Here is a 25183-nt window from a genome sequence, read left to right on the forward strand (position 1 = left end):
CTGATCTGGGTGAGCGGGATGTTGGGGGGCTCGCGGGGTTGTTCGAGCGGGCTGCGGCGGCGGAGGAGTGGGAGATCCGGGTCCGGGACGGACGGGTCGAGATCCCCGGTCTCACCCGCGTTACGGGATCTGCCCTCGTGGCGGGTGCCGACGACACTGGGACTGGCGGTGCCGTCCGGGTTGGGGGTTTGGGTGCTGGTTGTGTGGTGGTGACCGGTGGTACCGGGACGTTGGGCGGGTTGGTGGCCCGGCATCTGGTCGCCGCGCACGGGGTCCGGAGTCTGGTCCTGGCCTCGCGGCAGGGTGTTGCCGCGCCGGGGGCCGAGCGGCTTCAGGCGGAGTTGGAGGCCGCTGGCGCTGAGGTGCGGATCGTGGCCTGTGACGTGGCTGACCGTGCTCAGGTCGAGGAGTTGCTCGCCGGAGCGTCGGCGCCGCTCAGCGGGGTGATTCACACTGCCGGGGTCCTGGACGACGCGGTTCTGGGCGGGCTCACTCCGGAGCGGTTGGAGACGGTGCTACGTCCGAAGGCGGATGCGGCCACACACCTGGACGAGCTGACACGCGGGCTCGGGCTGGCGGCGTTTGTGGTGTTCTCCTCCGTCTCGGGGGTGATGGGCGGCCCCGGGCAGGGCAACTACGCGGCGGCGAACTGCTATCTCGACGCGCTGGCCGCCCGGCGTCGGGCGGCCGGTGAGGCGGCGGTGTCGCTGGCGTGGGGTTACTGGGCTGAGGCGAGCACGATCACCGGGCACCTGACCCAGGCCGACCTGGCCCGGATGAGCCGGATCGGGATGGGCGCGCTGGACACCAAGAAGGGTATGGCGCTGCTGGATCAGGCCCTGGCCTCCCGGCATTCGACGCTGGTCCCGATAACGCTGGACCTGGCGGTGCTGCGCCGACAGGACGGCCCGGTCCCCGGTCTGCTGCGGCCGCTGACGGGAACCCGGCGCCGCGCCGCCGCCAGCGGTGGCGCCGCCGACGCGCTGCGGGCGACGTTGGCCGGGATGGCGGAAGGGGACCAGGTCGAGCATCTGGCCGGGTTGGTGTGCGCCGAGGCCGCGGTGATTCTGGGCGGCGCGGGTCGGGATCTGGTCCGGGTCGACCAGGCGTTCAATGACGCGGGCTTTGATTCGCTGACGTCGGTCGAACTCCGCAATCGCCTGACCGCCTTGGCCGGGATTCCGCTGCCCGCGACGTTGGTGTTCGACTACCCGACGCCGTTGGCGCTGGCCGACTACCTGCTTGGCGAGCTGATCGGTGTCGCTTCCGCTGACACCGCGATGCCTGTGGCCGTGACGGTCACGGACGAACCGGTGGCGGTCGTGGGTGTGGGGTTGCGGCTGCCCGGCGGTGTGGACGACCCCGCTGCCCTGTGGAGCCTGCTGCTGTCGGGTGCGGACCTGGTAGGGGAGTTCCCCACCGACCGGGGTTGGGATCTGGAGGGCATGTTCGACCCGGACCCTGACGCTCCGGGGAAGTCCTACGTTCGTGAGGGCGGCTTCCTCACTGATGCGGCCGGGTTTGACGCGGGGTTCTTCGGGATCAGTCCGCGTGAGGCGTTGGCGATGGATCCGCAGCAGCGGTTGTTGTTGGAGACCTCCTGGGAGGCGTTGGAGCGGGCGGGGATCGACCCGTCCTCTCTGAGGGGTCAGCGCGTGGGGGTTTACGCCGGGCTGATCGCCAATGATTATCTCGCTGCTGCTGGGGCGGTGCCTGAGACGGAGGGGTACCGGTCGACGGGTGCGATCTCCAGCGTTGCGTCCGGGCGTATCTCGTACGTGCTGGGCTTGGAAGGCCCGGCGGTGAGCGTGGACACCGCGTGTTCGTCGTCGCTGGTGGCGTTGCACCTGGCCGCCCAGGCGTTGCGCTCGGGTGAATGCTCGATGGCCCTCGCTGGCGGCGTGACCGTGATGGCGCATCCGGGTGTGTTCGTGGAGTTCTCTCGCCTGCGTGGCGTCTCTGCCGACGGCCGGTGCAAGGCGTTCTCAGAGGCTGCGGATGGTGTCGGCTGGGGCGAGGGCGCCGGGATGTTGGTCCTGGAGCGCCTGTCGGACGCGCAGCGGCTCGGGCATGACGTGCTGGCCGTGGTCCGGGGCAGTGCGATCAACCAGGACGGCGCCTCGAACGGGCTCACGGCTCCGAACGGTCCGTCGCAGCAGCGGGTGATTCGTCAGGCGTTGGCGAGCGCCGGTCTGACCCCGGCTGACGTGGACGCGGTGGAAGCGCACGGCACCGGGACCACGCTGGGTGACCCGATCGAGGCGCAGGCCCTGCTGGCGGTCTACGGCGATCGCGGCGAGCGGGGTGAGCCGCTGTGGTTGGGGTCGGTGAAGTCGAACATCGGGCATGCTCAGGCCGCGGCGGGTGTCATCGGGATCGCCAAGATGGTTCTGGCGATGCGGCACGGGGTTCTGCCCCGGACGCTGCATGCTGAGACCCCGTCGTCGAAGGTCGACTGGTCGGTCGGGGATGTGCGTCTTCTGACCGAGGAGCGTGCGTGGCCGGAGACCGGTCGTCCGCGCCGGGCCGGGATCTCCTCGTTCGGGTTCAGCGGCACCAACGCCCACGTGATCCTCGAACAGGCCCCCGCCACTCCCGACACCCCGGATCCGGCCGCTGCCGCGCCGACCTCGGACGCGCCGGTCGACCCGGACGCTCCTGCGGTGCCGTTGGTGGTGTCGGCGCGGTCACCGGAGGGCTTGCGGGCCGCTGCCGGACAGTTGGCCGACTTCCTCGAACAGCGGCCCGTGCCGAGTCTGGGTGACGTGGGCCGTGCGTTGTTGACGTCCCGTTCGGTGTGGGAGTTCCGGGCCGGTGTGGTGGCCACGGACCGGGATGAGGCCGTGGCGAACCTCCGCGCGGTGGCTGCTTCTTCGGGTGGGGAGCGGGCGGCGCGTTCGGCGGGGCGTGTGGTGTTCGTGTTCCCGGGTCAGGGGGCGCAGTGGGTGGGGATGGGTCGTGGGTTGTGGGCTTCTGATGCCGCCTTCGCGTCGCGGATGGATGAGTGCGACCGGCTCCTGGACTGGTCGCTGCGGGATGTGGTGGACGGGGTGGTGGGCGCTCCGTCGCTGGATCGGGTGGAGGTGCTCCAGCCGGTGTCGTTCGCGGTGATGGTGTCGCTGGCGTCGGTGTGGCAGGCGCGCGGTGTTGTTCCGGACGCGGTGGTGGGCCATTCCCAGGGTGAGATCGCCGCGGCGGTCGTCGCGGGGCGGTTGACGCTGGCTCAGGGGATGCGGTTGGTGGTGGCGCGTAGTCAGGTGATCGCGGCGCGCCTGTCGGGGCGGGGCGCGATGTTGTCGGTCGCGGTGGGTGAGGAGCGGGCCGGTGAGCTGATCGGGGAACGGCCGGTGGAGATCGCCGCGGTGAACGGTCCGGCGTCGGTGGTCCTGGCCGGTGCCGGAGAGCTGATCGCGGCGGTGCGTGCGGAGTGCGAGGCGGCCGGGGTGAGGTGCTCGCTGCTGCCCGTCGACTACGCGTCGCACTCGGCGCAGGTCGAAGAGGCCGAAGGTGAGTTGACCGCTGCCGTGGTCGCGGCGTTGGCCGGGGTCGGCGCCGTGGATCGGGGTGAGGGGTCCGGTCCGTCGGTGGGGTTGATGTCGACGGTGGACACGGACTGGGTCGTCGGGGAGTTGGACGCGGGTTACTGGGTGCGGAATCTGCGGTCGCGGGTGCGGTTCGCCGAGGCGGTGGAGCGTCTGGCGGACGAGGGGCACCGGGTGTTCGTCGAGGTGAGTTCGCATCCGGTGCTGACGATGGGCATCGAGGCCGTGTTGGAGCGGGCCGGTGTCGCGGATGCCGTCGTGGCCGGTTCGTTGCGGCGTGATGAGGAGGAGTCGGTCAGGTTCGTGCGGTCGATGGTCGATCTGTGGGTGGGGGGCGGATCTGTTTCGGTGGGTGATCTTGCGGCTGTGATTCCGGGGGGTCCGGGACGGTCTGTCTTGTTGCCGACGTATCCGTTCCAGCGGGATCGGTACTGGTTGGCTCCGGGTGTCGTCGGCGGGTCGTTGGTGGGTGTGGCGGGGGCGGGGTCGTCGGGTCATGCGGTGTTGGGTGTGGTGGTTGATGTTCCTGGTGGGGTGATGTTGTCGGGCAGGGTGTCGTTGGAGGGGCATCCGTGGCTTGCTGATCATGCGATTGGCGAGACGGTGGTGGTTCCGGGCGCCGGGTTGGTGGAGTTCGCGATCGCGGCGGGTGACCTGGTGGATTGTCCGGTTCTGGAGGAGTTGGTGATTCAGGCGCCGTTGCGGATTCCGGTTTCGGGTGGGGTTGATGTCCAGGTTCACGTGGGGGAGGTGGACGAGTCCGGGCTGCGGCCGGTGACGGTGCGCTCGCGTCCTTCGGGTGGCGGGGAGTGGAAGCGCAACGCCGAGGGTTTCCTGGCTCCCGTGAGCGTTCCGGTGGTTCAGGAAGGCGCTGATCTGGGGGCCTGGCCGCCGCCGGGCGCCGAACCGGTGCCGCTGGAGGGCTTCTACGAGCGGCTGTTCGATCACGGCTACAGCTACGGGCCGTCGTTCCGGGGCCTGACCGCGGCCTGGACCCGGGAAGGCGAGATCTTCGGGGAGGTGAGCCTCCCCAAGGACACCGGAACCGACGTGGCCGGGTACGGGATCCACCCGGCTCTCCTGGACGCCGCCCTGCACCTGTCCATGGCCACCGCACCGCCCAGCGACACCGGCGGCGTGATGGTCCCGTTCGCGTGGAACCGGGTCGTCCTCCACGCCGACGCCGCCACCGCCCTCCGGATCCACGGAGTCCAGGGCCCCGACGGGCTGAGGATGGACCTGACCGACACCGTCGGCGACCCGGTCCTGAGCTTCGCCGCCCTGTCCTCGCGCCCCCTCATGCCGTCGGAGCTCGCCGCCTCCGCCGCGGCCGGCGCCGTGGCGATGACGCTGGCCGTCGAATGGACGCCCGCCCTCGTCGGCGCCGTCCGTGCCGGCGGCACGGTCGCCGCCGATCAACCGGGCCGTGTGGTGATCGCCGAGGTGGCGGACGTGGAGGCGCTGGGCGAGGACGTGCCGGAATGGCTGATCCTCGACACCGACCCGGGGAGCGCTGACGCCGCCGAGGACGAGTTGGCGCGGGTACGGGTGGCTCTGGCGCGGGTGCTGGAGGTCCTGCAGGCGTTCACGACCGATCCGGCCTGCCGTGCGGCCCGGCTGGCCGTGGTCGTCCGGGACGCGGGCGGTGATCCGGTGGCGTCGGCGGTCGCCGGACTGGCTCGTTCGGCCCAGGCGGAGAACCCCGGCCGGATCCTGCTCGTCGACCTCGCCGAACCGGACCCCGGCACGGAACTCACGGGCCTGGTGGGGCTGCTCGGTCGTGCCGTGGCGGCGGACAAGTGGCACATCCGGCTCCGGGACGGGCAGGTCGAAGCCCCCAGGCTCACCCGGGTCGAGCACGCCGACGGCGTCGCACGGGCCGTGTTCGATGGGCCCGGAGGTCGGCCGCTTCGCGACCCCGACTTCGTCGGGAGCGGCCGCCCCCGGGCTGTGTTCGATGGGCCCGGGGGCCTGGGCGCCGGCTGTGTGCTGGTGACCGGTGGGACCGGGACCCTGGGCGGGCTGGTGGCCCGGCACCTGGTCGCCGCGCACGGGGTCCGGAGCCTGGTCCTGGCCTCACGGCAGGGCCCGGCCGCCGAAGGGGCCGCGCGGCTGCGGGCCGACCTGGAGGCCGCCGGCGCTGAGGTGCGGATCGTGGCCTGCGACGTCGCCGACCGGGCTCAGACGCGAGCCCTGCTCGCCGGGGTGCCGGCACCGCTCAGCGGAGTGATCCACACCGCCGGAGTGCTGGACGACGCGGTCCTGAGCGGGCTCACTCCGGAGCGGCTGGAGACGGTGCTGCGGCCCAAGGCGGACGCGGCCACGCACCTGGACGAGCTGACCCGTGGGCTCGGGCTGGCGGCGTTTGTGCTGTTCTCCTCCGGTGCGGGGGTGCTGGGCACCCCGGGGCAGGGGAACTACGCGGCCGCGAACAGCTATCTCGACGCTCTCGCCGCCCGCCGCCGGGCCGCCGGTGAGGCCGCGGTCTCCCTGGCCTGGGGCTACTGGGCCGACGCCACCACGATGACCGGGTCCAGGACCGAGGGCGACGTGGAACGGATCACCCGGGCCGGGCTGGGCGCGCTGGAGACCGCCGAGGGGATGGCGCTGCTCGACGCGGCGCTCGACGGCGAACGTCCGGTGCTCGTCCCGATGGTGCTGGACACGGCCGTCCTGCGCCGGCACGACGGGCCGGTCCCCGGGGCGCCGTGGGCATGGCCGCTGGCGCGCATGCTGGCCGGACCGCAGCGCCGCACCGCGGCCGCCGCCAGCGGCGCCGATGTGGGAGCGCTGCGGGCGGCGCTGGCCGCGCTGGCGCCGCACGACCAGGTCCGGCACCTGGCGGGCCTGGTCAGCGCCGAAGCGGCCGTCATCCTCGGCACGGCCGGGCGGGACCTGGTCGGCGTCGACAGTCCCCTGCTCGACATCGGATTCGACTCGCTGACGGCGGTCGAGCTCCGCAACCGGCTCACCAGGCTGACCGGGGTCTCCCTGCCCGCGACCCTGGTGTTCGACCACCCGACCCCATTCATGATCGCCGAGCGATTGGTGGAACTGATGAGAAAAGAGCAGAACGATGCTTGACGTTGATCAGTACCTCGCCGCCATCGGCTACGCGGGGCCGCTCGATCCCAGCCTGCGGACGCTCCGGGGTCTGCACGAGTGCCATGTCCGGGCCGTGCCGTACCACACCCGGCCGCACGACGCCGATTTCCAGACCGGCGCGGAGTTCGACGTGGTCGGGGCCTTCCAGCGTTCGATCGTCAGCCGGGCCGGTGGAAGCTGCTACGAGCTGAACGAATCGTTCCGCCAACTGCTCGAACAGCTCGGCTTCACCGCGCACCGGCTGGCGGCGAGCACCCGGCTGCCGAGCGGCCGGTTCGGGCCCGAGATCGAGCACCTGGCCGTGCTGGTGGAGCTGGACGACGAGCAGTGGATCGCCGACGTCGGCTACAGCGAACCGACCTCCTTCGGGCCGCTGAAGATCACCAGCGGGGTGCAGCTGCAGGACGGCTTCGAGTTCCGCATGGTGCCGGACGGCCAGTGGTGGATGCTCGAACGGCTTTCCCCGGTGAGGGGGTGGACGGGGCTCTACCGGTTCAAGGCGGTGGTGCGTTCGCAGGCCGACTTCGCCGCCAGCATCGGCGAGATCGCCGCGCAGCTGAGCGAATGGCCGGCGGCGAACCTCCGGATCCTCAGCCGGGTGGTCGGGAACTCGACCGTCCTGATGACCGGCCGTCGCCTCATGAAGCACGACGTCGGCCGGGAGACGAGCCGCATGGTGATCGACCAGGGCGAGTACGAGAAGCTCGCCGACCTGATCCTCGATCCCGGACTGACCGACGAGGAACGCGCGGAGCGGATCAAGGACTTCCATCCGTGAGCAGGGAAACGCCGTTGTCCGACGCATACGGAAGGGATCGCATGAACATGACTGGAGCGGGCGGCGACCGGATCGCCGTGTTCGGGGCCGGTGTCATGGGAGTCGGCATCACCGCGCTCGCGCTCGGGCACGGTGTCCCGGTGCTGCTGGTGGACGTGGACCCGGACAGGCTCGCCGCCGCGTCCGGCGAGATCCGCGGACACCTCAGGCAGGCCCAGCTGATGGGTGCGCTGCCGGACGTGCCGATCGGCGAGTTGACCGCCTCGGGGTCGCCGGAGGGCGTCGAGGGCGCCACCGCCGTCATCGAGGCCGTCACCGAGCACTTCGAGACGAAGGTCAAGCTGCACAACGAGATAGCGGCGGCGGTCGCTCCCGGCACACCGCGGATCACCAACACGTCGTCGATCCCGATCGCCGAGCTCGCCGCGGCGGTACCCCACCCGGAGGACCTCGTCGGCGTCCACTTCATGAACCCGCCGCCGCTGATCAGGACGGTCGAGGTGATTCGCGGGCCGCAGACCGGTGACGCCGCGCTGGCCGCCGTCAGGGCCCTGGCCGAGCGGCTCGGGCGCAGGCCGATCGTCGTGGCGGACGGGCCCGGCTTTGTCACCAGCATGCTGCTCCACCGGATGATCAACGCCGCGGCCGACCTCGTCGACCAGGGGCGCGCGTCGGTCGAGGACGTGGACGCGCTCATGGAGGGCTGCCTCGGCCACCCGAGCGGCCCGCTGCGCACGGCCGACCTCATCGGGATCGACAACCTGGTCGACTCGCTGCGCGTGCTGGAGGAGCGAACCGGTGACGCGGGGTGCAGTCCTTCGCCGCTGCTGCTGCGGAAGGTCGCCGAAGGCGAGTTCGGCCGCAAGACCGGCCGCGGCTTCTACGAATACGCGGCGTTCTGATGGCGGGCCAGGTCGAAGTGAGCGACGCGCTGCGGCAGTACGTGCGCGAGGTCTCCCTGCGCGACGACGAGGTGCTGCGCGAGCTGGCGGCCGAGACCGCCGGGATGAGCGCCCTCGCCGCGATGGTCACGATGCCCGAGGAAGGCCAGTTGCTGGGCCTCCTGACCGGCCTCGTCGGCGCGCGCGACGTGCTGGAACTCGGCACGTTCACGGGCTACGGCGCGTTGTGCATGGCACGCGCCCTGCCGCCCGGCGGCCGTCTCGTGACCTGCGACATCAGCGAGCGCTGGACGCGCATCGCCCAGCGGTACTGGGCGCGCGCCGGCGTCGCCGACCGGATCGAACTGCGGCTCGACCAGGCCGCGAAGGTACTTGAGGCGCTCCTCGCCGAGCGGGGACCGGACAGCTTCGACCTGGTCTTCATCGACGCGGACAAGACCGGATACCCCGACTACTTCGAGCGCGCGCTGACCCTGGTACGGCCGGGCGGCCTGATCATCCTCGACAACACACTGTTCTTCGGCCGGGTCGTGGATCCCGCCGCGCAGGACCTCGACACGCTCGCCATCAGGGAGCTCAACGCCGCACTGCGCGACGACGACCGCGTCGAGCTGTCCCTCATCCCGATGGCCGACGGCATCACCCTGGCGCGCAAGCTGGCGCCGGACCCGCGGCGCTCGTCCCCGACGGACCACCACCGGAAACAAGGAGTGCGTCATGCCTGAATCGGCCTCCGAGCACCTGACGACCGCAGCGATCGAACAGCGGCTGCTGGGCTTCCTCCTCGAACGGACCAAGATCGAGTGGGAGGTCGGGCAGGACCTGTTCGACACCGGGGTCGTCTCCTCACTGCTGGCTATGGAGCTCGTCGTCTTTGTGGAGAAGACCTTCGACGTCGCCGTCGAGCGCGAGGACCTCGCGCTGCACAACTTCCGCACCGTGCGCGCGATGACCGACCTGGTGCTGCGGCTGGGGAAAGCCACCGATGCGTGAGGACCTGTCGGCGATCGTGACCGAGGCGGTCGGTGACGCGGCCGGGCGCTGGGACCTGGCCGGCGAGATCCCCCTGGACCTGCTGCGCGGACTCGGCGGCAAGGGCCTGCTGTGCCCCGAGATCGGGACGCGGTTCGGCGGGCTCGGCCTGACCGGCCGGGAGTGCGGGGAGCTGACGGCCCACGTCGGCTCCCTGTGCAGCTCGCTGCGCAGCGTCATGACCTCCCAGGAGATGGGCGCCTGGACCATCTTCCGGCTCGGCGACCGGACCCAGCGGGAGCACTACCTCTCCCGCCTCACCGGCGGCGAGCTCGTGGCCGTCGCGTTCAGCGAACCGGACGCCGGAAGCGACCTGTCGGCGATGTCCACCCTGATCCGCGAGGACGGGGACACCCTCGTCGTCAACGGCGTCAAGACCTGGATCACGGCCTCCGTGTACGCGGACCTGCTGGTCGTCTTCGGCCGCTACGGTGACGGCGGCGCGGCCGTCGTCGTTCCGGCGACCAGCCCGGGCGTCCGGCGTGATCCGGCTCGGTCGCCGCTGGGCTGCCGCGCCGCCGGGCACGCGACGGTGACGCTCGACGCGGTCCGTGTTCCGCGCGCGAACCTGCTCGGCGCCGCCGGGCAGTCCCTGGCCATGCTCACCACGATCGCGCTGACCTGCGGCCGTCTCTCGGTCGCCTGGGGCTGCGTCGGCATCCTGCGCGCCTGCCTGACCGCCGCGACGGCGCACGCGCGCGACCGGCGGCAGTTCGGCGTGCCGATCGCCAGGCACCAGCTCGTCGCCCGTCATCTGGCGGAACTGTACGTCGCGGAGCGCACCGCGACGCTGGCCTGCGAGCGGGCCAGCGACCGCTGGGACGAGGGCTCGCCCGACCAGTTCACCGACGCCGTGCTCGCGAAGCTCGTCGCCTCGCGGGCGGCCGCCCAGGGTGCCGCGACGGCCGTTCAGGTGCTGGCCTCCGCGGGAGCGCAGGACGGGCACGTCGTCGCCCGCGCGTACCGGGACGCCAAGCTCATGGAGATCATCGAGGGGAGCAGCGAGGTCAGCCAGCTGCTCCTCGCCGATCGGGTGATGGGAGCGGGCCGATGACGATCGGTATCGGAGCGATCACGTGCCTGCTGCCACGGAAGCGGGTCGCCGTGGCCGAACTGCCCGAACTGTCCGGGCTCGGGGCGGCGGAGCGCGAGTTCCTGGAGACCTCCGGCGTGCGCACGGTCGGCGTCTTCGAGGACGGCGACGTCGGCTCGCTGGCCGGCCGGGCCTGCAAGAAACTGCTTGAGGAGTACGGCGGGAACCCCGATGTGATGATCATGGTGGGACCACGGGCGCCGGACGTGCTGATCGGGTCCGACGTCTGCAAGGCCCAGGCGCACGGCGAGGTCAAGAGCGCCGTCGCCTTCGCCGTGGACGGTCTCGGATGCGCGGGTTCGTCCGCGGCCTGGGCCCTCGCCCGCGACCTGCTGATCGCCGACCCGAGCCGCGAAAGCGTACTGATCACCTTCGCCAGCCTGCCGACCGGCGAGTTCCGCATCCGCTACCCGGTCACCGTGATCGGCGACGGCGCCTTCGCCATGACCGTCGTGCGCGGCGGGCGGCCGGTGCTGCGCGCCCACCGGCAGGAGACCGACGGCAGCTTCCACGACCTGTTCTATGTCGACTACAAGAGCGGCCCGATGCCCGAATGGCGCGAGGAATGCCGCTCGCGCGACCGGTACAGCTTCGAGTTGGCCATGCACAGCAGAGTCCGGTTGAGCGCACTGGTCGACGGCGTCCTCGACGACGCCGGGATCACCAAGGCGGACGTCTCCGCGACGCTGATGCAGAACGTCACCGAGAGCGCCTTCCAGTTCTACGAGCAGACCCTCGAACTGCCGATCCACCGGTTCTGCCGGGCCCACCTCGCCGACGCCGGGCACCTCGGAGCCATGGACGTCGTGCTCAACCTCCAGCGGGTCGTGTCCCTGGGGGGCCTGAGCCGAGGGGATTTTGTGCTGGTGCTCAACAACAGCCCCGTGGCGGCGTGGATCGTCACGCTGTGGGAGATCTAGGGAGTCATCTGATGGCGGACGAGCCGACACTGGTCAAATGCCTGATCTGGGACCTCGACAACACACTGTGGGAAGGGACGCTCGTCGAGCAGGACAAGGTCACCCTGACCGACGCCGTCCGGAAGGTGATCGTCGGACTCGACGAGCGCGGCATCCTGCAATCGGTCTCCAGCCGCAACGACTTCGACAACGCGTGGAGCCGGCTGGAGGAACTCGGCGTGGCGGAGTACTTCGTCGTGCCGAGGATCGGCTGGACGCCGGCCAAGTCCGTCATGGTCAAGGAGATCGCGGACGAACTCTCGTTCGCTTTGGAGACCATCGCCTTCATCGACGACATGCCGGCCGAACGCGCCGACGTCTCCTACCACCATCCCGTCGTGCGCTGCTACGAGGCGGAGCGCGCGGCCGAGCTGCTCGAACTGCCCGAGTTCACCCCCGCGGTGCTGACCGTCGACGGACGGCGGCGCCGCCAGATGTACAAGGCGGCGGCCCGCAGGGAGACCGCGAGGTCCGAGTTCACCGGCCCTGACGAGCACTTCCTGCGCACGCTCGGCATCGTCCTCCGGATCGTCCGCGCCACCGAGGAGGAGATCACCCGGGTCGAGGAACTCACGCTGCGCACGAGCCAGATGAACGCCACCGGCGTGCACTACTCGGACGAGACGCTGCGCGCACTGCTCGCGGACGAGACCCACGAGGTGCTCGTGGCCACGCTCGACGACAAGTTCGGCGCCTACGGCGCGGTGGGCGTGCTGCTGATCGAGAAGTTCGAGCACGCATGGAACGTCAAACTGCTGGCCACGTCATGCCGTGTGGTCTTCTCCGGCGCGGGCACGGTACTGCTGCGCTGGCTGGCCGACGCCGCGACGAACGCCGGGGTCCACCTCGTCGCCGACTTCCGCAGGACGGACCGCAACCGGATGGCCGAGGTCGCCTACAGGTTCGCCGGTTTCCGGTCCGAGGACTGCGCTTGCGCGGCCGGGATCCCGCCGACGTCCGAACCGGGGATCGAGCGGCTGCACCTCGCGCCCACGCGGCAGGAGCCACCGGGCACGATGACGGTGCACGCCCCCGACCTGGGTTCGCCCGAGGCCGCTGACCTCGTTTGGGGCGTCGCGGAGTCGTGAACCGCGCCCGGCCGCCGGGAAGCTGGCGGCCGCGCGCTACAACGACTCGCAGGGGGTTTCCGCGTACAGTTCACGCACCTCTTTGAGGACCTCGTGGTCGGTGCGCCACTCGGTGCGGTCGACGGACAGGACCGGTCGTACGCCGATGCCCGCGTTGGTGACGAACGCGGCCTCCATGTCCGGCAGGTCGGACAGGTTGACGGGTTCCGTCGTGGCCGGCCGGTTCAGCCCCTGGTCGATCAACGCCATGGTGACGCCCGGCAGCCACGCGGCCTGCGGCCACACCACCCGCCCTTGGCGCACAAAGCCGATGTTCGATGTCGAGGACTCGACGACCACCCCGTCGTCGCCGGTGAACAGCACGTCGTCGAACCCGGCCCGCTGCGCGCGACGCCGGTGCAGGAGCGCCCCGAACACACTGACGTGTTTGACCGCCGGAATCTCGCGCTGGTACCGCGCGGCCTGAAGCCGCAGAGGCTCCGACACTCCCCGCCCGGCCGGCCGGGTCGTCACCAGAACACTAGGCTCCGCGTCCGATCCGATCGTCCCAAGGTCGAGAGCCGGGTCGTAGACCGTGACCCGGACCATGACCGGCCCCGGATCCCCGCCCAGCGCATGCCGCACATACCGCCTAACAGCGTCGGTATCAAGTTCAACATCAAAGAGCAGCCGACAGTCCCTGACCAACCGCTCCAGATGCAGGCCGAGCCCCCGCACCGCAAAATCCCGAACCAACATCGACGTAAAATGCCCGTAGTTGGTCAGCGCAAGCACCCTCACCTGATCCGCACCAACAGGAGCCCCATTCAATTCCATCAGTCCCCAAACACCCAAGAAACCCAAAGACCACTGATCACCCCCCCATTCTCTCACCCATGTCAACCTCTCAAAAAGCCCCCCAACCCATCGCCGACCCCCACCAGCCCAACACCAACGAGCTTCCCCCAGCCGGTCTTAGCCGATCACGCGGTATTCGAACCGGGCAAGGCCGAGGACTGCGGCTGGCGTGTTCCGCCGCCTTCCCACGCCCGACGAGAAGAGCAAAGCCCCGTTCCACGAGGCAACACAGCGACCGCCGTAACGCGTTGTGACTGCGGTCGGTCTTGGACAGGACGTTGCCGTCGGTCGGTTGAGTGAAGGAGACGATGATGCCGTGGCCAGCGCCTCGGTAGCCGGGGTCGGCCAGGGTGGGCAGGACATGGCGGCGGGCGGCTTCGATATCGACGGTGTGGCCGGGTTCGACCTGGCCGTCGGCACGCGCCCGGTCGAGGGCGTCGTGCGGATCGGGTGCCTGAGCTTCCTACCAGGGCGGGGTTCCACGTCTCATTTCCGGCCTTCGGCGAACCATCTCGAAACACCCGGAATGCCAACTAACCACCCCAGCAATACCAGCTGACCGAACTATTTCGCTGAGATCACCTCAGTGAGATGCGGAGAACGACATCAATCCGCGGATCTTACAGTTGGTGTAGGACCCGTGTCCGGCTCGTCAGATGATGAGGCCGTGAGCGGGCAGTCCGCGATTCATATCCGCTCGCGGAAGCTTGATCAATTAGCGAGAGTTGGTCAACCGGCGACAAAGGAGATTCTGCGGGTGCCCCTGCCGGCCAGTTGTGATCGATTGGGGTGATCAGGAGGAGTGGGCCGGAAGGACCAGCAACGTGCCGTCGCTGTGTTTCTCGATCTCGATGACGACGTCGGTGTGGGGGGTGGAAGTGCTGTGCTCCGGGCTGAGAGAGCGTAGCCGGTAGGCGGTGTCCAGCAGGCTGTCTACCTGCCTTCGCAGCATTCCCACCTTGCTGGTGAGGCCCTTCGGGGAGCGTAGTCTGAGGCTGGACAGTCGGCGGAGGACGTGCTGCACGCGTTCTTCCAGGGCGTCGATTCGCTGTTGGTCGTCCCGGAGGCTGCGTGCGAAGTTCTCGAACGGGTTGTCCAGGTCGTTCTGGCTGGCCTCCACGCCTTGGAGGACGACCACGCGGCGTTTGAGGGCGATCGCGAGTGCCGCCAGTTCAAGGTGTGCGCGGAACTCGCCGCCGGGTTCGGTGACTCCTGGGAATGCGGATTCCAGGTCGGTGATGTCGACGTGGTCGTCCACGAAGGTGTCGAGTGCGGCCTCCCACTTCTTCACTCGGCGTTCCGCTTGTTGCGTCGCTGTGCTGATCGCGTGGACGGTGGAGTCCAGGCCGAGTGACGCGCCCACTTTGCCGTGGTCGAGGAGCAGCGCGGTCGCCTTGTCGATGGCGTCCCGGCAGCCGTCGAGTTCGCTGCGCTCGGCCTCCAACTTGTCGTCGTGGAGCTTCTCCAGGAGTTCGGTGATGTTCTCGATGGCCTTGTGGCGCTGGTGATCGGCGTAGGCGCTGGCACTGACCGCGACAGCCATGAGGACGAGCGGAGCGGCCACCGTCATCGCGGCACCCGCCGCGGTCGTGCCGGCGGCGGCTCCGACCGCGGTGCCCGTCGCTCCGGCGGACGCGGCCTCGACCGGCACGAAGGATGCCTTCGCGGTGACGAGCTTCTTGCCCGTGGTAGCGACAAGGTCGCCGTACGTGCCACCGTTCTTGGACGCCATCGGCTTCAGGAGCCCTTTACCGACCTGTGAAGCGACCTTCGCGGGGACCACCATGCGGTAGAGGACATCCGGCGAATCCACGATCCTCGCGACAGCGGGCACCTTGTGCGCGCTGGACGCTACGAGACGGGAGAGCTCCTGGGCCAGCGGGCTCATCGCGTCGAGCGGGAGGCCGCCCGCCCGCTCACGCTTCGCCGGGAGCGGGTGCGCTTCCAGCGTGACCAAGGGAACCGACGCGAACGCGGCGAGCGCGGAACGGAGCCCGTCCAGGCGCTCGAGTGAGAGAGGTCCCTCGTCGGCGGTTATGGAAGCAGTCGAGCCCTGGGCGGTGGACAGGGCCCAAACAGGCACGATCGTGCCGTCTACGTCACTCATCGATCTCCTCGGTCAGGCCACACGATATCCGCCTGAGCCGACAAAACCGGTCCTCTTCGAGAAGCTGGCCGCCATTGTCCGGTCCCCGTCTCGATCGGCGGCCGGCGGCCTGTCGGTCACGCCTCGAACTCGGGGCCCGGCCAGGGGCCCGTCCGAGTGGCCGCGCCACCCACGGGTGCCTTCAGCCGAGAACCCGACATTCGGACAATCCATCCTGAGAACGCCGGGGCGAATTCGGATTCGATCTAGTTCAGCCAGGATCCGCAGGCCGCAGATCCACTTCCGCCAGAATCGTCGGCCGTGAACACCTCGGTTTATGGTGCAGATTTCCTTTTTGCAGCAGAGGTGACGACTTCCGGCGAGGCGATAACCTCAATCCCAATGAGATGACCTGCTGCATCAAAATCAAGAACCACATCCATCTCTCGGCCGGGAACTTCGAGGACACATTGCTCCACAGCCTCTCCGTAAGCAATCGGCACACTCCCATCGATCTGAATATAGAAGGCTCCGGTTTCGCTATCCTTTTTTAGGGTACAGGCCCATTCTTCCACTGAGACTCCAAACTGTCGACAGGAGCCGGAAATCAATCTTGACAATATTATAGATATGAAGAGGCAATCCTGCGGCGCCTCCAGGCGCCGCAGGATTCATCGTTCCTGGTTGCTGTCCACGGAAATTATACGCCCATCTCGATTGAGGACCACCCATGCCTTTTTGCTTCGATACTTCCATGCGTCCGGCCGGTTGCCTCTGGACTTACTCCCCCTTTTGGCAACCTGCTCGACGGTATCTTCAGATATGCCCTACTCCCGAATCTGACTACGGGAGTAGTCAGAAATTCGGCCAACTACACGGTTGGCTCCCTTGTTCGGCACCCCGGCGACCACTATGTATAAGCCCCTGAACAGGGGGAACGTGGTGCGAGCGGCTCATATTGTTCCGTCAACCACTACTCGCACACACGCCTACAGAACCTCTCCACCAAAGGGAGCTAGCCCACTCCGTGGGCGTCTTCTGGACCGCCCAGGGGTGTTCCTCGGGACGGGTCTGAGCGAGTGCGAGTGCGAGGACCACATACCGTCCGAGGGTGGATTTGCCCGCGCCGGGGTCGCCGAGCACAACGGCCTTGCGCGTTTGGCCCAGCGCGTCGAGGACGGGGAGTGCGGGACGTTCTCGGTAAGCCTGGCGGGCGGTTTCCAGCTCCGCCCGGTCGATGCCGTCCGGCAGTTTGGCGACGTGGCCGTCGTCCAGAAGTCGCCGCACCACTTCGCGCGGCAGATCTAGAAGTTCCCGCGGCGGCGGGTTCTCCCTGACCTTCTGTGGGACGAAGACCTTGCCGAGCATCATCACCGGGTGCTCGCCGCGCTCGGTCAGGGGCGCGAGGATGTCCAGGCCTATCCGCTCGTACCGGAGGCACACCCGACCGAGGTACTCCGCCCTGACGTCGTCGCACGACGGCTCTGCTTCGGCCGGAGGCGAAAGAGGCGGCTGCTGGTCTTTGTGGGCGCGCACCATGCTGCGGATGGTCTCCACGACCACGATCAGGACGAGAACCCGCGCTCGCCACCGAGACGGCCCAGAGGCCAACGCCGAAACGCCTCATGTCCGATGCCCCTCCGCTCTCCACGCCGGGAAGCCGCCGCCCCGACGAGCTGGGCGAGGATGTCCGGACATTCCCGACGGTTGCCGACTATGACGCACAGTAGGGGGCGGGCGTTGCAGATCACCGGAGAATGATCCGAAGACGTCGGCGTCCGGCTCTCCCGGTGCAAGACGAGCGGCTTCACTCCTCTTCGCCCGCTGGTGTCGGTTACCGTGGTGACGGCCATGACGGGCGTCGCAGAAGGGGGTATCCGGTGACGGCGGAGCAGATCCACGGGTCCGGCCCGGAAGGGCACGACCTCATCCATCTCGGGGGCGAGACGGCCGTCGTCGTCCCGATCGAGGAATACCGGCGCCTACGTGCCCTGGAGCGCCGTGCCAGCGCCCAGGATCTCGCCGACGCTGAGGACGAGGCCGCGCTCGAAGTATGGAAGGCGCGGGAAGCCGCCGGGCTGAACGTGTATGTGCCTGCGGACGAGGTTCGGGCTCGGCTGGGGTTGCCGACCGGATGACGTCCCGCGCCGTCGTCTACGAGGCCGGGGTGAGCCAGGCCATGGCCCGTTTCCTGGACGACCCGGCCGGTCTGAGCGCCGCGATGGACGCCATCGACCGGCTCGCCGACGATCCCGCTCCGCCTGACGCTGTCCCCTACGGCCCCGAGATCCGCCGCCTTCGTGTCGGCCGCTACCGTGTGCTCTACGAGATCACGTCGGCCGAGATCCGCGTCATCAACGTCGGCCGCACCGCCTGACATCTCGGTGATGCACGTCACCTAAGACTGTCGGCCCTTCCACGTCACGAGGCACCCTCTTTTCGCCTTCTCTCCTGTGAACGCCCGCTTCCATGTGGAAGCAGGTGAAGGAGGTGGCTTTGAAAGGGTTCGAGCCTGCTGGACGGGGCAGGCGGGGACATGTCCCGTCGCAGGAGAGCGCGGTCCAGCAAGATGAGGATCAGGTGCCTGAACCTGAGGGCCGTCCGGTGGTAGCTGCGGAGCGGCGGAGCCGTCTGGAGGGCGGGCGTCGGTACCGGTATTAGGTCAGGCTCTCCGATGACGAGCGTGTCCTCGTCGAGCGGGCCGCAAGACAGGCCGGGCTGACGGTGCCGCGGTTGATGGCCGAGTCTGTCCTGTTGGCGGTCTCTGGGCGTCGTCGGTGCGGGGAGGCGGCTGGATGCCGTTCTCGACCTGCTTGCCGGGCACGTCCAGGGACCGAGGTCGAGTGATCAATAAGATCATGCGCCGCGGCAAGTCGGTGGGTGGGCTGGTCCGCTACCTGTTTGGGCCGGGCGAGGCCAATGAACACCGGGACCAGCGGGTTATCGCGGCCGACGAGTCCCTCGAACTGGCCGACGGGCGCCGTGCCGGTGGATCGCGGTCCACCACGGTCCGAGTGCCGAGGGCAACACCACATCCACGTTGCGGTCAACCTCGTGCGCGAGGACGGAGAGGTCGCGTCGCCCGGGTGGGACCGCAAGCAGATGTCGCGGATCTGCGGCGAACTTGAGCGCCGATTCGGCCTGTCGGTGGTGGCGGGCCGGGTGACGGGCGGCATGCCGAGCATCAGCCGCGCCGAGACCGCCCGAGTGCGCGACGGCCTGCGACCGGAACCTGAACGGCTCACATTGGCCCGTCACGTACGGGCCGCCGCCCTCGTCGCCGAGCTCACTGCCGGTGGCGCTCTTGTGCGCGCCCGGCGCGCCTCCGGAAGCCGGGCCGTCACCGGCTACGCCGTCGCTCTCCCGCCGCCCGAGGGTAAGGCCCCGGCGTGGTTCGGCGGCGGCCATCTCGCCCCCGACCTGACCTTGCCCAGACTCCGCGAACGCTGGCTGACGACCTTGCCCGGCCTCGATGTCGCCGTATGCAAGGACCCGTGGGATTGAGGAGGTTGCCCACACCGTCACCCTGCTGTCGGGCGTCGAGCCGCACGACAGCAGGGTGTGGCCCGACGCGGCGGGGGATGTCTCCGCGCTCTACGCCGTCCTGTCCCCTGCGCTACGAGCCGACCAGTCCCGGCCCGTTTGCCCACGCGAGCGACGTACTTGCCCGCGGAGCCCAGACCAGGCAACGCTCGCGAATTCCCCGTCATCCCTGGCTCCGCACCGCAGGACGGATAGCCCGCATCCACGCTGCGCCCGACCACGACCGCCTGATCAGCCTCCTTCGCCAACTCTTCCGCCTGGTCTCCCTCATCGATCAGGTTGCCGAAGCACGCCGCGCCACCACCCGAGCCCTCTCCCGCCTGGCCGCGACCGAAGCCGCCCCCACCACAGCCACGAACTAGAACGGTGACACCCGCCCGCCCCGTCGCCAAGACCCAGCCCCGGCCGCCGTCCCCGCCTGCCCATCCGCCGCGCGTCAGAGGCCCGGAGGTCTTGCCCAGCCGTCTCAACCCCACTCAGGAACGTTGCCCAGGTTGAACGGAGACCCCGCCCAGCCTTGCCTCCGTGCTGCGAGCTGGCCGGATCAGGCTGATAAGACCTTGCCCGGGCGGGCGGCACGCTGTAATGAGTTCTGCCCAGCTCATCCGAAAATCTTGCCTTTACCGAAGGCTCTCCTGCCGCCGATCCTGCACAACTGCTCAACGCTTCTGGCGTGTGTCGCTTGCCCTGCTCCGTTTTGCTGGGCAAGACCACCGGCAAGCCCGAGTCTGGCTCACCGCCAAGGGAGCAGGCTCCGAGGACCAGACGCGGCGCGTCAGCCGATCGCCCCTGACCACATGCTGGCATCAACCCGACGTGGTGATCGCAGAAACTCAGGTGAGCGAGGCAAGCCGCACAATCCGCACTCGCTACGCGACTTCGATCGACCATGACGCATGTCACATTAATTGAATGGGGGTGCTTTGAGCTGGGGATACGTGGAGGAAAAGACTGTGTAGCGCTCACCGCATCAATTATCTGACCAACGACTGGTCTGCTCCTGGGCGCTGCCATCCTGTCGTCATGGCCCTGGCCACTACGAGTCGTCATGGAGGGGATATGGCACGACTGGAGAGACCGGTTGAGACGGATAGTCGCGAGCTGAGGAGGCTGGTCACGTGGCTGCGCCGTCAGCGCCAGCGGTCCGGGCTCACGTATAGGGAGCTGGGGATGAGGGTGGGGTGCTCCGGAAGCCGCCTCTCGCGGGCGGCTTCGGGGCGGTCGGTACCGCCTTGGCCCGCTGTAGAGGCGTATGCCCGTGGCTGTGGTGTCGATCTGAGTCGGGCTCGGCGGCTCTGGGAGGACGCGCACGATGCGAGGTATCGCTGTTACCTCGATCCCACCGAGTACGACCCCGACGCGGTGCGCGACTACGCCGACCTACGTCGGGCGCTGCGCACTCTGTGGGCTAGCGCGGAGATCAGCATCGCCGAGTTGGTGCGGCGGGACGCTAGCGAGTTCCTGCGGCCCAGCACCCTCAGCGCGGCTCTGCGCGGACCGGATCGTCGCTCGTGGCGTCGGCCAAGCCGGGCCCTTGTGATGATCTTGGCCGATGCGTATGACGCCGACCGGGTGCAGGAGTGGCTGGCGGCATGGGACCGGGCCCATGAGAGGAGTTGGCGGCGCGGGCGCTACGGATGGGCGCCGCTACCTCCCAGGCTCCGCTGATACCTAGATGTCCACAGAGGTAGCTCTCTGTGCGGCACATTCCTGGCCAGGGCGGGCATGGGGTGGCGCGGGCCCGGAGTGGCCCCGTCCCGCTGCCCGCCGTGGCTCGCGGTCCGTGTTAGGGGGTGAGTTTGTAGTGGAGTTCGGTGAGGTGGCCGGGTTTGATCATGGTGGTGGCTTCGATGGGGCGGTTGTTGTGGGAGTAGACGACGCGGAAGGTGTGGAGGACGGGGAGGTCGCTGGGGAGGTTGAGGGCTTGGTATTCGGTGGGGGTGGGAATCCGGGTGGAGATCGATGGCGTGGATGGGTGGGTAGCCGAGGGATTCCAGGAGGGTGGGGGCGCCGCCCTTGATTCTGCGGGGTTCCATCATGGGGGTGTCGCGGGCTAGGTCCAGGGGGTAGTAGCTGGTGACGAGTTCGACCGGTTCGTCGTTGACGCGGAGGATCTGGGTGCGGCGGAGGGCGGGTTCGTCCTGGGCGAGGCCGAGTGCGGCGGCGGGCTGGGGTGGCGGCACCACTTCGACGACATCGAGGAGCTCGCTCACGGCCGTCTCGTCTTCGTCGGGGATGTGGGTGAGCCAGGCGTAGGGCTCGCCGGGTGGGGCGGGTTTGAGGGAGATGGACGGGCGGATGGTGCGTTGGCGGCGGGGGCGGATGGTGATGTTGGCGCCGGGGCGGCTGATGAGGAGGCCCTCGTCTTTGAGGAGTTGGACGGCTTTTTGGATGGTGGCGTTGGCGGCGTTGAAGCGGTCCTTGAGCTGGCCTGTGGAGGGGAGGGTGGTGCCTGGGGGGAGGACGCCGTTGAGGATTTCGTCGCGGAGGTCGGCGGCGATGCGTTGGTGGAGAGGGCGTGGGTCTTGGGTCATTGGGTCACCTTGAGTTCGTAGCGGAGGCGGGTGCTGCGGGCGGGGGTGACCATGACGTCGGCTTGGACGGGTCGGTCGGCGTCGTCGCGGATGAGGCGGGTCAGGGTGAGGACGGGTTCGGTTTCCGTCAGGGCGAAGAGGTCGCGTTCCTCCGGTGTCGGGGGGCGGGCGGTGACTTCCTCCTGGACGTGGGCGCCGGCGTGGCCGAGCTCGGCGAGGAGGGTGACGGCGCCGCCTCGGATCTTCGCGGGGGTGGCCAGGGCGGTGCCGGCGGCGATGGCGGGCGGGTAGTAGGAGTCGGTCAGCTCGATGGGCCGCTCGTCCAGGTAGATGACGCGGCGTCGGACGATCGCCGCGCCGTCGTCGCCGAGGCCCAGGAGGTGGGCGATGTCGGCGGGTGCGACGGTTTCGCCCGCGTAGGCGATCCGCTGGCTTCCCTTTCCGCCACGTGCGGCTGCCTCTTCGGCCCAGACGTCCTTACTTCCCGGCGTGATGTACGGCACCGACGTGCTGGTCCAACCGCTGGTCACTGGCTTGTCTCCGGGTGGGGTTTCTTCTTGCCCTGGAAAGGAAGAAAGTGCCCCTGATCAGCGCCTTGAAGGTGTTCGAGATCGATGACCGGGATGGCCGGTTGATGGCGTCGGACGGGGAGAGCCGGTTCGGTGTCTACGTCCGGCAGCGCGCGGACGGCGGGTCCGAGCTGGTTGGAGTTCGCGCTTGCTTACGTCGACATGAAGTGGCCGACCGCGTCGCCTGGGCATCGGCGCGGCATCGCCGAGGGGCTGGCCGGGGCGACGCTGGCGCTCGTCCGCTGGGAGGAAGGCCATCCGCCGAAGGACGAGGTGCACGAGGCGATGACGTCGTGGGCGTTCCGGACCGAGGAACGTCGAGGCCGTGTCCCGGAGAAGTGGAAGAAGGCGGTGCGGTGGGTGGAGACGCACGCCCTGGACGTCGCGGACCTCGCCGACGCCGATGTCGCCCAGGCCGTCCTCGTGCAGCTCACGCGGAAGCTTGACGGGACGAAGGCGGCGGTCTCGACGTACCAGCGTAAGCGGGCTGTGGTGTTCAACGCGTTGAAGTACGCCGTCGTGAAGCAGCACCTGACGGTGAACCCGCTGCTGGTGACGACCTTGCCCGCCGCCAGGAGCAGCGAGGCGCTCGACCGGCGCCGGGTCGTCGGTGAGGCGAAGGGGCGGCGGCTGCTCATCGCGGTCGCGGAGACCGGCGCGATGGGCGCTCACCTCCAGGCGTTCTTCGCGTGCCTTTTCCTGGCCGGGCTCCGGCCGGGCGAGGCCGTGGCGCTGCGGGAGGAGTTCATCGAGCTGCCCGACGACGAGGACGAGTGGGGGTGGTTCCACCTGGAGAAGTCGTCTCCCGACGTGGTGGGGACTGGACCGACAGCGGTGAGCGTGAGGTGCGGCAGCTCAAGCACCGGGCGGAGAACGAGACGCGGCCGGTGCCGATCAGCCCGTTGCTCGGCAAGATCCTGCGCCGCCATCTCGACCGGTACGGGACGGCGCCGGACGGGCGGCTGTTCCGGGGCGAGGACGGCTGGTTCGTCTCGGAGAGCACCGTGAACCGCGTCTGGGACCTTGCTCGCAGGGCTGTCCTCAGTGCTCGGGAGGTCGTCTCCGTCCTTGCGGAGCGGCCCTACGATCTGCGGCACGCGCGGCTTTCGATCTGGCTCAGCTCCGGGGTGGACCCGGCCCAGGTCGCGGAATGGGCTGGGAACAGCGTCCCGGTTCTGCTGCGCGTCTACGTGCATTGCATCAGCGACTCCCAGGAGTCCGCGCTGGCGAAGCTGGGTCGTAAGGCGCCCGCCGCGATGCCGGGGCCGGATCTTGACGAGCTGGAGAGGCTCCTTCTCGCCGAAGCCGTCGTGGCGGAGCCGCTTGCCTGGTTCGTGTTCGCGGTCGGTTATCTGGAGGCGAAGTGGCCGACGATCAAGCACAGCACCCGTCGCGGCGCCATTGAGGTTCTGACGAAGGTCACCCTTGTCCTTGCGGATGGTCGACGGGGTCCGTCCGATGATTTCCTCGTCAGTCGGGCGTTGTCGTCGTGGGCGTTCAATCTGGATCGGCGGGCCGACACGCCCAAGGAGGTGGCTGATCTGATCGACCGGGTTGCGGCGAGATCGGCCTCGACGGCTGTCCTGAGGGACCCGGACCGCGTCACGGCCGTCATGATCACGTTGTCGCGGCGAGAGGACGGGGAACCGGCTGCCTCGAGTGTGGTCGCGCGGCGGAGGTCGGCGCTCTTCAACGTCCTGGAGCACGCGGTCGCCGTCGGCCAGCTCCCGGTGAACCCGATGCTGTTCCGGCACTGGGGCGCCTGATTCTCATCCGCCGCTCATCCGCGGAGAGCCGGTGAAACACGGTGATCACCGTGAACCGCCGGAAGGGCAAAACGAAGGGCCCCCGACCAGATCGCCTGGTCAGGGGCCCGTTTCGCTTGCGTGGCGGCTGGTGGGTTCGAACCACCGTAGGCTATGCCGACAGATTTACAGTCTGCTCCCTTTGGCCACTCGGGCAAACCGCCGTGTGTCGCTTGCGACGTCAGAAATATTAGCGGATGCGGGGAGTGGTTCGTGCACGGGTTTTGGGGACGGGGGTGGGGGTGCGGGCTGAGAGACTGGGGGGATCAGGGTTTGTGAAGGTGAGGAGTTGGGTGTGGCTGGGGAGAGTTCGTTCGACATCGTGTCGAAGCTCGATCGGCAGGAGACCGACAACGCGCTGAACCAGGCTGCCAAGGAGGTGGCGAACCGGTTCGACTTCCGGAACGTCGACGCGGGGATCCGGTGGTCAGGCGAGGCGATCGAGATCCAGGCGAACAGCGAGGAGCGGGCGCTCGCCGTGCTCGACGTGTTCAAGGAGAAGCTGATCAAGCGCGGCCTGTCGCTGAAGATCCTCGACGCGGGGGACCCGAAGGCGTCAGGCAAGATCTACAAGATCGGAGTGAACCTCAAGGAGGGGATCTCCCAGGAGAACGCGAAGAAGATCGGCAAGATCATCCGGGAGGAGGGGCCGAAGGGCATCAAGGCCCAGATCCAGGGTGACGAGCTGCGGGTCAGCTCCAAGAAGCGCGACGACCTGCAGGTCGTCATCGCCCTGCTCAAGGGCAAGGACGACCTCGACGTCGCCCTCCAGTTCGTCAACTACCGCTAGCGGCCGGACGACGACTGGCGAGGCCGCCGAGCCTCGATGAGGCGTCACGGGCCGCACACCTCCGGGCCCCGCACCCGGACCGCACACCGCGCCCCGTGACGCCTCCACACGCCCGTCCCCGCGCCGACCGGCCCTCACGGAGAACACGCTCCTGCGCAGGGGCCACCCGGTGGCTCCATCCCCTGGGGCCCGAGTCCGGCGCGTCGTCGGGCGCGGCAGGGCCGGGTGACGTTGAGTCCGCCCCGATCCGGCTCCCGCAGGGGAGAACCGCGCTGGCTTCACCTCAGGACGCGAGCCCGGCGCGCGTCCGCTGAGCGCGGCCGGGCGGGGGTGACGCCGAGGTGGCCCGTTCCAGCTCGCTGGGCAACCGCGCTGGCTTTGCCTCGGGAACCGAGCCTGGCGCGCGTGTGCTGAGCGCGGCCGGGCGGGGTGACGTTGAGGTGGCCCGTTCCGGCTTGCTGGGGCAACCGCGCTGGCTTTGCCTCGGGGGCCGAGCCCGGCGCGGCCGGGTGGGGTGACG

At 69.1% G+C, this 25183-nt stretch carries 22 protein-coding genes, 1 tRNA gene and 1 pseudogene; 15 read left to right on the forward strand and 9 right to left on the reverse strand.

Annotated elements, in window-relative coordinates:
* A partial coding sequence (locus LO762_RS33275; protein WP_230610976.1) for a hypothetical protein occupies positions 1-269 on the reverse strand: 269 nt, incomplete at its 3' end.
* Here LO762_RS33275 and LO762_RS00010 point away from each other — a divergent pair.
* From LO762_RS00010 to LO762_RS00045, 8 genes are read left to right on the forward strand one after another with little or no spacing between them, the layout of a single operon-like run.
* The gene (locus LO762_RS00010) at positions 243-6626 is read left to right on the forward strand and encodes a type I polyketide synthase (protein ID WP_230610979.1); all 6384 of its coding nucleotides are present in this window, start codon (positions 243-245) and stop codon (positions 6624-6626) included. The genes LO762_RS33275 and LO762_RS00010 overlap by 27 nt on opposite strands.
* A complete protein-coding gene (locus LO762_RS00015; RefSeq protein WP_230610982.1) occupies positions 6619-7425 on the forward strand; it encodes an arylamine N-acetyltransferase in 807 nt (268 codons plus the stop codon). The genes LO762_RS00010 and LO762_RS00015 overlap by 8 nt, the downstream gene beginning before the upstream one ends.
* Before the next feature lie 41 nt (positions 7426-7466).
* On the forward strand, positions 7467-8327 hold the full coding sequence (locus LO762_RS00020) for a 3-hydroxyacyl-CoA dehydrogenase family protein (RefSeq protein WP_230610985.1): 861 nt from the start codon (positions 7467-7469) through the stop codon (positions 8325-8327).
* Positions 8327-9052: an O-methyltransferase gene (locus LO762_RS00025; RefSeq protein ID WP_230610988.1), complete on the forward strand. Its 726-nt coding sequence runs from the start codon at positions 8327-8329 to the stop codon at positions 9050-9052. Before LO762_RS00020 ends, LO762_RS00025 begins: the two co-directional genes overlap by 1 nt.
* Positions 9045-9320 carry an acyl carrier protein gene (locus LO762_RS00030; protein WP_230610991.1) on the forward strand — a complete coding sequence of 92 codons (276 nt, stop codon included), beginning with the start codon at positions 9045-9047 and terminating at the stop codon, positions 9318-9320. The genes LO762_RS00025 and LO762_RS00030 overlap by 8 nt, the downstream gene beginning before the upstream one ends.
* Complete coding sequence (locus LO762_RS00035) at positions 9313-10413, forward strand: acyl-CoA dehydrogenase family protein (RefSeq protein WP_230610994.1); 1101 nt, start codon at positions 9313-9315, stop codon at positions 10411-10413. Before LO762_RS00030 ends, LO762_RS00035 begins: the two co-directional genes overlap by 8 nt.
* Positions 10410-11372: a 3-oxoacyl-[acyl-carrier-protein] synthase III C-terminal domain-containing protein gene (locus tag LO762_RS00040; protein ID WP_230610996.1), complete on the forward strand. Its 963-nt coding sequence runs from the start codon at positions 10410-10412 to the stop codon at positions 11370-11372. The genes LO762_RS00035 and LO762_RS00040 overlap by 4 nt, the downstream gene beginning before the upstream one ends.
* Before the next feature lie 11 nt (positions 11373-11383).
* Positions 11384-12499 carry an HAD family hydrolase gene (locus LO762_RS00045; RefSeq protein ID WP_230610999.1) on the forward strand — a complete coding sequence of 372 codons (1116 nt, stop codon included), beginning with the start codon at positions 11384-11386 and terminating at the stop codon, positions 12497-12499.
* A gap of 36 nt (positions 12500-12535) precedes the next feature.
* Here the strand turns inward: LO762_RS00045 and LO762_RS00050 are convergent, their stop codons facing one another.
* Complete coding sequence (locus LO762_RS00050) at positions 12536-13315, reverse strand: aminotransferase class IV family protein (protein WP_230611002.1); 780 nt, start codon at positions 13313-13315, stop codon at positions 12536-12538.
* Positions 13316-13652: 337 nt separating this feature from the next.
* Here LO762_RS00050 and LO762_RS00055 point away from each other — a divergent pair, with 337 nt between their 5' ends.
* Positions 13653-13895, forward strand: a complete 243-nt coding sequence (locus LO762_RS00055; RefSeq protein WP_230611006.1) for a hypothetical protein — start codon at positions 13653-13655, stop codon at positions 13893-13895.
* A 234-nt stretch (positions 13896-14129) separates the two neighbouring features.
* Here the strand turns inward: LO762_RS00055 and LO762_RS00060 are convergent, their stop codons facing one another.
* The 3 genes from LO762_RS00060 to LO762_RS00070 all read right to left on the reverse strand — a co-directional run bounded on the left by LO762_RS00060 (position 14130) and on the right by LO762_RS00070 (position 16985).
* Positions 14130-15443, reverse strand: coding sequence for a hypothetical protein (locus tag LO762_RS00060; RefSeq protein ID WP_230611009.1), 1314 nt, complete (start codon positions 15441-15443; stop codon positions 14130-14132).
* Positions 15444-15757: 314 nt separating this feature from the next.
* Entirely contained in the window at positions 15758-15997 is a 240-nt protein-coding gene (locus LO762_RS00065; protein ID WP_230611011.1) for a DUF2283 domain-containing protein, read from the reverse strand.
* A gap of 391 nt (positions 15998-16388) precedes the next feature.
* The gene (locus LO762_RS00070; protein WP_230611014.1) at positions 16389-16985 is read right to left on the reverse strand and encodes a hypothetical protein; all 597 of its coding nucleotides are present in this window, start codon (positions 16983-16985) and stop codon (positions 16389-16391) included.
* A 317-nt stretch (positions 16986-17302) separates the two neighbouring features.
* Between LO762_RS00070 and LO762_RS00075 the strand changes: the two genes are divergently transcribed.
* The 4 genes from LO762_RS00075 to LO762_RS00090 all read left to right on the forward strand — a co-directional run bounded on the left by LO762_RS00075 (position 17303) and on the right by LO762_RS00090 (position 20633).
* The gene (locus LO762_RS00075; RefSeq protein WP_230611017.1) at positions 17303-17560 is read left to right on the forward strand and encodes a hypothetical protein; all 258 of its coding nucleotides are present in this window, start codon (positions 17303-17305) and stop codon (positions 17558-17560) included.
* On the forward strand, positions 17557-17799 hold the full coding sequence (locus LO762_RS00080; RefSeq protein WP_230611019.1) for a type II toxin-antitoxin system RelE/ParE family toxin: 243 nt from the start codon (positions 17557-17559) through the stop codon (positions 17797-17799). The genes LO762_RS00075 and LO762_RS00080 overlap by 4 nt, the downstream gene beginning before the upstream one ends.
* Before the next feature lie 542 nt (positions 17800-18341).
* Positions 18342-18926, forward strand: coding sequence for a relaxase/mobilization nuclease domain-containing protein (locus LO762_RS00085; RefSeq protein WP_374201515.1), 585 nt, complete (start codon positions 18342-18344; stop codon positions 18924-18926).
* A 1098-nt stretch (positions 18927-20024) separates the two neighbouring features.
* On the forward strand, positions 20025-20633 hold the full coding sequence (locus tag LO762_RS00090; RefSeq protein WP_230611024.1) for a helix-turn-helix transcriptional regulator: 609 nt from the start codon (positions 20025-20027) through the stop codon (positions 20631-20633).
* Positions 20634-20751: 118 nt separating this feature from the next.
* On the opposite strand, the gene LO762_RS33795 is transcribed toward LO762_RS00090, so the two are convergent.
* The 3 genes and pseudogenes from LO762_RS33795 to LO762_RS00100 form a co-directional block, all read right to left on the reverse strand.
* Positions 20752-20925 carry a UTRA domain-containing protein gene (locus LO762_RS33795; RefSeq protein ID WP_374201528.1) on the reverse strand — a complete coding sequence of 58 codons (174 nt, stop codon included), beginning with the start codon at positions 20923-20925 and terminating at the stop codon, positions 20752-20754.
* A gap of 91 nt (positions 20926-21016) precedes the next feature.
* Positions 21017-21499 (reverse strand): annotated as a pseudogene (locus LO762_RS33800) (GntR family transcriptional regulator); the annotation flags it as partial.
* Entirely contained in the window at positions 21496-22029 is a 534-nt protein-coding gene (locus LO762_RS00100; RefSeq protein ID WP_230611030.1) for a GntR family transcriptional regulator, read from the reverse strand. The pseudogene LO762_RS33800 and the gene LO762_RS00100, both read right to left, overlap by 4 nt.
* An 884-nt stretch (positions 22030-22913) precedes the next feature.
* Here LO762_RS00100 and LO762_RS00105 point away from each other — a divergent pair.
* Entirely contained in the window at positions 22914-23834 is a 921-nt protein-coding gene (locus LO762_RS00105) for a hypothetical protein (protein WP_230611032.1), read from the forward strand.
* Between the two features lie 121 nt (positions 23835-23955).
* Here LO762_RS00105 and LO762_RS00110 read toward each other — a convergent pair.
* A tRNA-Tyr gene (locus LO762_RS00110) sits at positions 23956-24037 on the reverse strand.
* Between the two features lie 131 nt (positions 24038-24168).
* Between LO762_RS00110 and LO762_RS00115 the strand changes: the two genes are divergently transcribed.
* Positions 24169-24663 carry a YajQ family cyclic di-GMP-binding protein gene (locus tag LO762_RS00115; RefSeq protein WP_230611035.1) on the forward strand — a complete coding sequence of 165 codons (495 nt, stop codon included), beginning with the start codon at positions 24169-24171 and terminating at the stop codon, positions 24661-24663.
* Positions 24664-25183: the final 520 nt, after the last annotated feature.

The sequence above is a fragment of the Actinocorallia sp. API 0066 genome (assembly GCF_020991275.1).
Classification (GTDB): Bacteria; Actinomycetota; Actinomycetes; order Streptosporangiales; family Streptosporangiaceae; genus Actinocorallia.

Excerpts from the sequence above, each read along its gene's own strand:
- LO762_RS00015 (WP_230610982.1), top strand. The coding sequence starts at position 6,619 with ATGCTTGACGTTGATCAGTACCTCGCCGCCATCGGCTACGCGGGGCCG.
- LO762_RS00020 (WP_230610985.1), top strand. The coding sequence starts at position 7,467 with ATGAACATGACTGGAGCGGGCGGCGACCGGATCGCCGTGTTCGGGGCC.
- LO762_RS00025 (WP_230610988.1), top strand. The coding sequence starts at position 8,327 with ATGGCGGGCCAGGTCGAAGTGAGCGACGCGCTGCGGCAGTACGTGCGC.
- LO762_RS00030 (WP_230610991.1), top strand. The coding sequence starts at position 9,045 with ATGCCTGAATCGGCCTCCGAGCACCTGACGACCGCAGCGATCGAACAG.
- LO762_RS00035 (WP_230610994.1), top strand. The coding sequence starts at position 9,313 with ATGCGTGAGGACCTGTCGGCGATCGTGACCGAGGCGGTCGGTGACGCG.
- LO762_RS00040 (WP_230610996.1), top strand. The coding sequence starts at position 10,410 with ATGACGATCGGTATCGGAGCGATCACGTGCCTGCTGCCACGGAAGCGG.
- LO762_RS00045 (WP_230610999.1), top strand. The coding sequence starts at position 11,384 with ATGGCGGACGAGCCGACACTGGTCAAATGCCTGATCTGGGACCTCGAC.
- LO762_RS00050 (WP_230611002.1), bottom strand. The coding sequence starts at position 13,315 with ATGGAATTGAATGGGGCTCCTGTTGGTGCGGATCAGGTGAGGGTGCTT.
- LO762_RS00060 (WP_230611009.1), bottom strand. The coding sequence starts at position 15,443 with ATGAGTGACGTAGACGGCACGATCGTGCCTGTTTGGGCCCTGTCCACC.
- LO762_RS00080 (WP_230611019.1), top strand. The coding sequence starts at position 17,557 with ATGACGTCCCGCGCCGTCGTCTACGAGGCCGGGGTGAGCCAGGCCATG.
- LO762_RS00085 (WP_374201515.1), top strand. The coding sequence starts at position 18,342 with ATGAACACCGGGACCAGCGGGTTATCGCGGCCGACGAGTCCCTCGAAC.
- LO762_RS00090 (WP_230611024.1), top strand. The coding sequence starts at position 20,025 with ATGGCACGACTGGAGAGACCGGTTGAGACGGATAGTCGCGAGCTGAGG.